This window comes from Levilactobacillus mulengensis (genome assembly GCF_003946045.1).
GTDB classification, from domain to species: Bacteria; Bacillota; Bacilli; order Lactobacillales; family Lactobacillaceae; genus Levilactobacillus; species Levilactobacillus mulengensis.
The window spans coordinates 112,237-120,266 of record NZ_RHNW01000009.1 but is presented as its reverse complement, the minus strand read 5'-3'; the positions used below and the strand labels follow the sequence as shown (position 1 = coordinate 120,266).

General features: G+C 50.0%; 7 protein-coding genes. All 7 read right to left on the bottom strand.

Annotated elements, in window-relative coordinates:
* Positions 1–518 precede the first annotated feature (518 nt).
* Positions 519–1,532, bottom strand: coding sequence for a tRNA dihydrouridine synthase DusB (gene dusB / locus EKM84_RS09450; RefSeq protein WP_125765520.1), 1,014 nt, complete (start codon positions 1,530–1,532; stop codon positions 519–521).
* A gap of 8 nt (positions 1,533–1,540) precedes the next feature.
* Positions 1,541–2,428: an Hsp33 family molecular chaperone HslO gene (gene hslO, locus EKM84_RS09445; RefSeq protein WP_125765519.1), complete on the bottom strand. Its 888-nt coding sequence runs from the start codon at positions 2,426–2,428 to the stop codon at positions 1,541–1,543.
* A gap of 152 nt (positions 2,429–2,580) precedes the next feature.
* Entirely contained in the window at positions 2,581–4,686 is a 2,106-nt protein-coding gene (ftsH, locus tag EKM84_RS09440; protein WP_125765518.1) for an ATP-dependent zinc metalloprotease FtsH, read from the bottom strand.
* A 107-nt stretch (positions 4,687–4,793) separates the two neighbouring features.
* Positions 4,794–5,336, bottom strand: coding sequence for a hypoxanthine phosphoribosyltransferase (hpt, locus tag EKM84_RS09435; protein WP_125765517.1), 543 nt, complete (start codon positions 5,334–5,336; stop codon positions 4,794–4,796).
* 16 nt (positions 5,337–5,352) lie between these two features.
* Entirely contained in the window at positions 5,353–6,720 is a 1,368-nt protein-coding gene (tilS, locus tag EKM84_RS09430; RefSeq protein WP_125765516.1) for a tRNA lysidine(34) synthetase TilS, read from the bottom strand.
* A 72-nt stretch (positions 6,721–6,792) separates the two neighbouring features.
* Positions 6,793–7,356, bottom strand: a complete 564-nt coding sequence (locus tag EKM84_RS09425; protein WP_125765515.1) for a S1 domain-containing RNA-binding protein — start codon at positions 7,354–7,356, stop codon at positions 6,793–6,795.
* Between the two features lie 224 nt (positions 7,357–7,580).
* Positions 7,581–7,988 (bottom strand): FtsB family cell division protein, encoded by a 408-nt coding sequence (locus EKM84_RS09420; RefSeq protein WP_125765514.1) that lies wholly within the window; start codon positions 7,986–7,988, stop codon positions 7,581–7,583.
* Between the last annotated feature and the right edge of the window lie 42 nt (positions 7,989–8,030).

Below are 8,030 nucleotides of genomic sequence, written 5' to 3'. Positions count from 1 at the left end.
TGATGCTTGAATAGCTCATCGATTGTTGTTACTTTATTTGTTATAAAAGCGAATTGACTTCGCAAATATTGTTTGGGTTTGATACCAAGTATCAAACCGCCCTACACATATTTGGTTTGTCGAAACAATGTTCAGTTTTCAAAGGTCTACCAAGCTGTCATAAGAAGCAATCGCTCCGTGACAACTTTTAAAGTATATCATGTCGTTTAAAACGTGTCAACATCTTTTTTCAACTCTCTGAATATTTATTCAATACCCAGAAGCCTAAATCCAATGCAATTACCACGTCTTGACAACATTAACTATTCTATCAGTTACGATTTAACTCGTCAAGCACTAATTTCAAATCCTGATTAACTATTCAAGAATCTGTTATTTATGCATGAGCATTGCCAAATCAGCAACAGGTAATATCTTATCAATTATCTGCACTTCGGTCAAGGGAATTTATCAAGAAAAACAAAAAAGAACCCAGAAATTAATCTGAGTTCTCTAAAGCTAATCCGATACTCGTATCCCTACTCAGCAAAACGCCTAACAGATGTCCGCTGACGACGCGTTGCCATCTTAGCTAAAAACTGTTCCAAGATGTCGACCATCACGTTTTCATCAGTGGCATCTGTCAAAGCAACCTTGGTTCGCGCAGCGTGTGGGATGCCCTTCAGGTAGTAAGCCACTTGATTACGAAAATCTCGTGGCCCCTCTTCCGGTCCCTTGGCTGCACATAACTTATGCAGGTGTTCTTCCGCCGTTGCAACTTTTTCTGCCGCCGTGGGCTCCGGTAAAAGTTCCCCCGTCGCTAAATAATGATTCACGCGACGTAGCAGCCACGGATTACCTTCAACAGCCCGGCCAATCATCACGGCGTCTGCGCCCACTTCATCTAACATGCGTTTCGCATCCTGGGGTGTCCGCACATCCCCGTTCCCCATAAATGGGATTGACAGGTGCTGGGCAACCTGAGCCAAGATATCCCAATCCGCTTGGCCCTGATACATCTGCTTCCGAGTGCGCCCGTGCATGGCGACCGCCGATGCCCCCGCACTTTCTGCGGCTAACGCATTTTCCACCGCCAGAATATGGTGATCATCCCAGCCCGTGCGCATTTTTACCGTCACGGGCTTTTTGACGGCCGCGACAACTGCGGCCACCATGTCGTGAACCTTCTGTGGGTCCAATAACCATTTAGCCCCGGCGTCCGTATTAACCACCTTATTGACCGGGCACCCCATATTAATATCGATAATATCCGCTGGGGTCTCCTGATCCACATACTGGGCAGCCTGCACCAGCGTTTCCTGCGTGCCCCCAAAGATTTGAATGCTCATCGGGTGCTCTCTGGGGTCGACCGCCATCATATGGAGGGTGCGCTGATTATGGTAATGGATCCCCTGGCCCGAAATCATTTCGCATTCTACCAGGCCCGCACCGAACTCTTTACAAATTTGGCGAAAGGCCACGTTGGTGACCCCGGCCATGGGCGCTACCACAACGCGATTTGGAATTTCTACATCACCGATTTTCCACGTCATGGTCCAGCCTACTTTTCTTGAGCTTGCGCGAGAATCGTCCGCAGATCATCCTCGGAGTATTCATACTTCGTCCCACAGAAATGACAAACGGCTTCGGCACCGTGATCTTGATCAATCATTTCTTGCAGTGCATCGGGTTGGATGGATGCCAAAGACTTGGCAAAACGGTCCTTGGAGCAGTCACACTTAAAGCTAACCGGCATCTTCTGCAAAATCTTGATTTTTTCATCCTTGAATAAGAGTTTTAGGATCTCTTCGGGGGTTTGACCATCCAAGAGTAATTCAGAAACCATTGGCATTTCCTTTAGGCGTTGCTCCAACCGGGAAATGGCTTCGTCGGAAGCACCTGGCATGGTTTGAATCATGAACCCACCAGCGACCTTAACCGTGTTGTTGGGTTGAACGAAGACGGAGACCCCCACGGCACTTGGAATCTGTTCCGACTTGGCCAAGTAATAGGTGAAGTCTTCACCCAACTCGCCAGAAATCAACGGTACCTGACCGGTATAAGGTTGCCCGAGTCCTTGGTCTTTCGTGACCGTTAACATCCCGTTGACTCCCACGGCCTTCTTCACATCAATTTTGTGCTTTTCATTTAACGGTAAACTGATATGGGGGTACTGCAGGTAACCCTTAACCGTCCCGTTAGCATTTCCATCCGCCACGATGGCACCAACTGGTCCATGACCGTTGACCTTCACCGTCAGGCTCTCCTCACCCTTCAATAGGGAGGTTGAGAGCAACATGGTCCCAATCAGCGTCCGTCCCAAGGCTGCCGTTGCGGCGCTCCAGGTGTCGTGTCGTTGTTGGGCTTCGGCGACCGTGTCCGTGGCATCCACCACGTAGGCCCGGAACATCCCATCATCAATTAAGCTTTTTACTAAATAATCTGCCATACGTTTAAAACGTCCTTTCGTTCAATTCATCATGCCCTACATTACCAGAAACCACATTTTTTGCAAATAGAAGCCTTTTCGGGTGTCATTCCCTAGTTATCTCTGAAGACAGCAAAAGGAGCGAGATCCGTGATCTCGCTCCCCTAACGTGACTATTCGGAATCGTCGGTATCCTTTGGATCATCGGCTGCCGAACTAGCTGCTGAGTCAGCCTGTGAAGACTCACTGCTTGCAGCGGACGAAGCTAACTTGGCTTCCGTAGAAGCTTGTCGTTCTGCTTCGCGCCGTTCTAATTCGCGCTTAGATTCTTCAAACGTTGCCGCCTTTTCACTTGGAAATTCGTTATTGCTGTCCTTTTCAGGCATCTTCCCAGTATTAAACAAGCTGAGAATTTGCTTTTCGTCCAGCGTTTCGTATTTCAGCAAGGCATCCGCAATAATCTTGTGTTCTGCTTTATGTTCTTCCAAAATCTTCCGAGCAGTCTCGTGGGCCTCTCCGATGATTCGGCGAACTTCAGTATCGATTAAACTAGCGGTGTGTTCAGAGTAACTTGGTTGGCCAGGGTAACCCGCACCAGCGAATGGTTGGCCGCCAGCACTTTCCAGTGCAACGGTCCCCAAGGCGTCACTCATCCCATACTGGGTAACCATGGAACGGGCAATTTGCGTTGCCTGTTCAAAGTCATTGGAGGCACCAGATGATTCGGAGTGGAAGATTAACTCTTCGGCCGTCCGACCACCCATTAACCCGGCAATCTGTTCCATGGCATCCTTCTTGGACATCAGCATTTGATCTTCCCGTGGGAGCATAATTGCATACCCGCCGGCACGACCACGAGGGACAATCGTGACCTTGTGAACGACTCGCGCATCGTTTAACACTAACCCGACAATAGTATGCCCGGCTTCATGGTAAGCAACGGTCTTGCGTTCTTCAGGACTGATGACCCGGTCCTTCTTAGCTGGCCCAGCGATAACTCGGTCTTCGGCTTCATCCAAATCAGAAGCGTCAATCTGAGTCTTATTCCGCCGTGCAGCTAATAAGGCAGCTTCGTTCAAGAGGTTTTCCAAGTCGGCCCCGACAAAGCCAGGGGTTTGCTTAGAAATTTCTTTCAAATCAACGTCGTTAGCTAATGGCTTGTTCTTGGCGTGAACCTTCAGAATCGCTTCACGACCCTTAACGTCTGGCCGACCAACTAAGATTTTCCGGTCAAAACGACCTGGCCGCAGTAAAGCGGGATCCAAGACGTCAGAACGGTTGGTCGCAGCCATCACGATGACGCCTTCACTCCCAGTAAACCCGTCCATTTCAACCAGCAATTGGTTCAACGTTTGTTCACGTTCATCGTGGCCACCGCCCATGCCGGCACCCCGTTGACGACCAACCGCATCGATTTCATCAATGAAGATGATGGAAGGAGCGGCCTTCTTGGCCTGTTCAAAGAGATCCCGCACACGACTAGCCCCGACACCGACGAACATTTCCACGAAATCTGAACCAGAAATCGAGAAGAATGGTACCGCCGCTTCACCAGCAACGGCCTTCGCCAGCAACGTCTTACCAGTACCAGGAGGACCCTCCAGCAAGACACCAGATGGTATCCGGGCACCCAATGAAACAAACTTACGGGGATTCTTCAAGAACTCAACAACTTCGACAAGTTCTTGCTTTTCCTCCTCCTCACCAGCAACGTCAGCGAAGCGAACCTTGTTCTCTTTGCTATCGGCTGGTTTGGCCTTACTCTTACCAAAGTTCATGACTCGGCCATTGCCGCCGCCTTGGCCGGCTTGACCCATCATCATGTAGAAGAAGAAGATGAAGATAACCAGTGGTGCTGCATAGACTAACAAGTTAATCCAGAAACCACTCGACTCTTCTGCTTTGGTGTTGACCTTTACGTTGTGATTCTTGGCGGTCTTGTCAATCTCGGAAACCGTCGAGTTATTCGTCAAGACTTGCGTGGTGAAGCCCGTCACAGCGGTACTTTGAGAACCGCCAAGACTGAAGCCGGTATTGGTTGAGCGCTTTTGCGCGTTCCGATACTCACCGGTAATCTTGTAAACTCCCCCGGAAGGTTGAATGGAGAAGTTCTTGATCTTATTCGCATTTAAATCTTTAACGAACTGACTCGATTGGATTTCTTGGGATTGTGAGCTGTTGTTGTTACCGTTAAATAGGTAAACAACACCAATGACCAACAAGAAGATCACAATGTAAAATAGACTATTACGAAACAGCCCATTTCGTCGATTATTCATGTCGTGCCTCCTTACTCACAGTTCCCAGCATTAAGATAGGAACGAAATTTAGGACTCATGCCCTTTTACTAAATAAGATGTTATCACAATTGACTATCATTGACTAATTATTTATCTGAATAAACTGAGGGCTTCAAAACACCCACGTACGGAAGGTTCCGGTACTTTTCTTCGTAGTCCAAACCATAGCCAACCACGAATTCACTCGGAACGTTAAATCCAACGTAATCCGCCTTCGCTTCAACCACCCGGCCACTAGGCTTATCCATCAGCGTGCAGACCTTGATAGACTTGGCATTCCGGTCCTTCAACAGGTCTTCCAAGTACTTCAGCGTCCGTCCAGTGTCGATAATGTCTTCAACTAACAAAATATCGCGCCCAGAGACGTCGGTATCCAGGTCCTTGAGTAACTTGATGGTTCCAGAAGAGGCTGTGCCCCCGTTGTAGCTGGAAACATCGATAAAATCAATGGTAGCGTAAATATCCATGTCGCGAATCACATCGGTCATGAACAAGATAGCCCCCTTTAACACACAGATAATTAAGGGCGTCTTGTCTTTGTAATCCTCGGAGAGTTGGGTGCCCAACCGTTTGCAGGCTGCGGCAATGTCTTCTTCACTATATAGGACCTTCAAAATATCGTTATTCATGCTGTTCCCCTTTCGCCTATTCATGCTTCCAAACAATATGATAGTTTTTTGTGTGCGGTCGTGGTGGCCAAACCGACCACTTCACGCCAAGTACCGCCAGGAGTTCTCCCGTTGCCGTAACCAAAACCTGTTGTCCAGGTCGCTGGTCGCGGGGCACCTTTGCGTTGATCAAAACGCGCCGGACCGATTGATGATGACCGGTTGCGAGTCGTACCTGATCATCAGCCTGCCACGGTCGGACGATCAACGGTAACTGGTCCGCCGTCAACGCCACGGTCGTGTGGGGAGTGTGTTCCTGAAGGCGGCTTGCCGTGAAGCAACCGAGTTGCCAGCCGTTACCAACTGGCCGCCATTGGTTTAAGTCTACCATAAATCTAAAATGTTCCACGGATTTTTGCTGTAAATTTTTTATTGGTAAAAATTGAAACCTTTCATAGTCTTTATAAAAGGCCCAACCACCCGCAAACGACACCGTTCCGGTTGGCCGTTGGGGGTTGGCTAACAGCTGTAAACACTGAGTGATGTGCGACTCACTAGTCGATTCTGCCGGCATCGCTCGCTTAATGAAGCGACCGAGTAACAATCGCTGCTCCGCCACCGGCCGGGCTAACAACTTGGCGCCATCCCCAGTCAGGGGCGTAGCCGTCACCACAATATCCTGAAGCTTCGTCGTCAAAGCCTGTTCCGCCACCGTCAACGTCGCCTGCAACTGCTCAGCATACGCCAGCAAATGCGAAACAACCTGGGGATTCTCCCGCTTGAGTTGCGGTAAAATCTCGTGACGCACCCGGTTACGGCTAGCCACCAGCTCCTGGTTCGTCTGATCCTCATACCAGGGAATCTGTTGGTGACGCGCGTACGCCACCAGCTGTGCCTTGGTAAATGGCAACAACGGATGAATCACTCGTCCCGATGCCAGCGGACGGCTAGGGGCCATCCCCGTCAGTTGGGTCAGGTCACCGCCCCGAATGAGCTTCAGCAGCAGGGTCTCAGCTTGCTCATCGGCTTGATGGGCCGTGGCAACCCAAGCGGCCCCCTGCTGCGTCAGCTGTTCCGCAAAAAAACGATAGCGAAACTGCCGCGCCGCCGCTTCAATCCCGTGTGCCGGATGCTGGTCAGCTGGCCAGTCCGTCTTGACCAGTGGCACGTGATGCGCCGCACACCAGCGCTCCAGGAAGGCGGCCTCCGTTTGACTTTGCTCTCGCAAGTGATGGTTGACGTGAACCACGGTCAATCTAGGCCGCTGATCTGCGGGCAACCCTAGCAGGAGACTCAGCAGGACCATGGAATCGACGCCAGTCGACACGGCCACCAGCCCCCGTTGCTGGGGATCAGCCCATCCCTGTGCTTGAAAATTCTGCTGAAAATCCGTTGCCAGTGTCACTGCCTTGCCCCCGTTTCACTTTACCTGTGTTAAGAAAAAGGGCCGCACGAATGCGGTCCTGATTAAAGACATTTAGCTACGCCGGCCACCACGACCGCCCCGCTTGCCTTCAGTATTACGTTTAATCGTTGCCAAACGGTCCTCACTTTGCTTCAAGAACCCTGACATCAAGTCGTCGAAGCTTTCTTCATGTTTAGCCGAGTGATGACCCGAGAAGCGGCCATTAGCTGAACTGTGATGTGGCCGGGGACCGTTATTTTCAAACCGACGGCCATGGCCGTTGCTTTCCCCGCCACGATTACCACCGTTGCCATGGAACTCATGGTTGCCGCCACGATTATTATCGTGATGACTGTCATGATGGTCATTGTGGCTGTGATGTGGCCGATCTGACTCTGGATGATCCGTGGCCTTACGAATCGACAAACCAATCTTGCCGTCATCGCCCACGGTCAATACCTTAACCGTTACTTCGTCACCAACGGATAAGACGTCATGGATGTCCTTAACGTACCCGTCAGAAATTTCACTAATGTGCACCAGTCCGGTCTTGTGGTCACCTAAATCAACAAATGCACCAAAGTTCGTAATTCCGGAGACCTTTCCGGTAACTTTAGCTCCAACCTCGATTGCCATAAACAAGAAGTTCCTCCTTAAAATAAGTGCTTTCAGTATAACACAATTCTTCCCAATCCCACACGCTGACATGAAAAAAATAAAGTCCCTTGACCAACTTGCTACCCCCGGTCAAAGCCTGTTAAATTAACTTTCAAGCTAATTAGTCAGTGACACGAATGATTTCCGCTACTAGTAAAAAATCCGGCAGTCCTCATGAAAGCGAACCACCGGATTTCACCTGATTATTTAGCTGTCACATCGCTAGCATGATCGCCAGGCAAACTATAAATCGTTTCGCCCGACTTAGAATAGTAGTACTTAGACCGAATCAACTGGGCCAAATAGTCTTTATCGTTCAACTGTTTGATCTCTTGCTTCAAGTCTGCGTTCTTGGCCTTAGTCTTGGTCAAGGTCCGCTCACTCGTTGCCACCTGTTGATTGACCTGATGCAGACTCGCGTGGGTCCGAATCAATTGCACACCCAAAATAATTGCGAAGACTGCGAAGACCACTAGGATCCGAGCGGCCCGCCGCACGCGCCGATGACCTAGCCACCGGGTATGGTGCTGCACCGCCTGCTGATGCTGAATCTTTCGCGTATAGTCATTGTCTAACCGCTTAATCTTTGCCGTCGGTTTCGCGTCAGCCATGCCACTCACTCCTCCATGTTCACCAAATAGTTTAACTTGAGT